Origin of the sequence: Streptomyces sp. NPDC002130 (genome assembly GCF_040296465.1) — a bacterium.
In the GTDB taxonomy this organism is placed as follows: Bacteria; Actinomycetota; Actinomycetes; order Streptomycetales; family Streptomycetaceae; genus Streptomyces.
In genome coordinates this window covers 1-1,155 of the sequence record NZ_JBEOXI010001095.1, presented here as the reverse complement: position 1 = coordinate 1,155, position 1,155 = coordinate 1, and the positions used below count along the sequence as shown (strand labels likewise).

Annotated in this window: 2 protein-coding genes and 1 pseudogene; all 3 read left to right on the top strand. The window is 62.3% G+C overall.

Features of this window, described 5'->3' with window-relative positions; genetic code table 11:
* Positions 1-85 (top strand): annotated as a pseudogene (locus ABT116_RS48720) (DUF4192 family protein); the annotation flags it as partial.
* 35 nt (positions 86-120) lie between these two features.
* Positions 121-528 carry an RrF2 family transcriptional regulator gene (locus ABT116_RS48715; protein WP_351648000.1) on the top strand — a complete coding sequence of 136 codons (408 nt, stop codon included), beginning with the start codon at positions 121-123 and terminating at the stop codon, positions 526-528.
* 31 nt (positions 529-559) lie between these two features.
* Positions 560-1,155: globin domain-containing protein (locus tag ABT116_RS48710; RefSeq protein ID WP_351647998.1), on the top strand; the 596-nt coding region annotated here is incomplete at its 3' end.

Here is a 1,155-nt window from a genome sequence, read left to right as displayed (position 1 = left end):
CCTCGCCATGGCCTTGGGTGCCGATCCCGACTACCTCTTCGCCCGCCTTCTGCACCAGGCCTGCAACGAAGGCCTCGACCCGGACTGACGCAGTTCACCGATCTGGGATTGCGCGTCGTCATGCGGTTGGCCGTACTCGACGCGGATGCCTCCCCCAGCACTCGGGATGTTGCGCAGCAGCTCAACGTGTCGTACTCCCATGCCACCAAAGTGGTTACACGGCTCGGCGAGTTGGGCATCGTCACAACCAGGCGCGGCCGCGGCGGCGGACTTTCCATCACCGAACTCGGCCGCACCGCCACCATCGGCTGGCTGGCCAGACGCCTCGAAGGCCCGGGTGAAGTCGTCGACTGCGAAGGCGACAAACCGTGCCCACTGCGCGGTGGTTGCCTCCTTCGGAGTGCATTGCGTGACGCTCAGGAAGCGTTTTTCGTCTCGCTCGACGCCGTCACGATCGAGGACGTCATCCGACAGCCGTCCAAAACTGTTCTGCTTCGCCTCACCACTCGTAGCGACGAAGCAGGCTGATCAACCGAATCTCGACCGAACGGAGCAGCTCATGCTTTCCCCACAGTCAACCGAGGTCATTCGCGCCACACTCCCCGTGGTCGGCGCCGCCATCGGCGATATCACAACCCTGTTCTACCGCAGGATGTTCGACGCACATCCCGAACTCGAACGCGACCTGTTCAATCGCGGCAATCAGAAGCAGGGCGAACAGCAGAAAGCACTCGCGGGCGCTATCGCGGCATTCGCTACGCTGCAGCTCGAACCCGACAGCGCCAAGGTCGATCTCATCCTTTCGCGTATCGCTCACAAGCATGCGTCGTTGGGAATCACCCCCGATCAGTACGCGATCGTTCACGAACACCTCTTCGCCGCGATCGTCGAAATACTCGGAGATGCAGTGACTCCCGAAGTCGCCGCAGCCTGGGACGAGGTCTACTGGTTGATGGCGGAAACCCTCATCACGATGGAACGGGGTCTCTACCAGCTCGCCGGTGTCGAGACCGGCGACGTGTGGCGAACGGTCAGAGTCAGCGAGCGCGTCCTTCAATCCGCCGACACTGTCTCCCTGACACTCTCCTCGGTCGACGGCAGCGCTCTACCCACCTTCGCTCCCGGACAGTATCTTTCGGTCGGTGTCATCCTTCC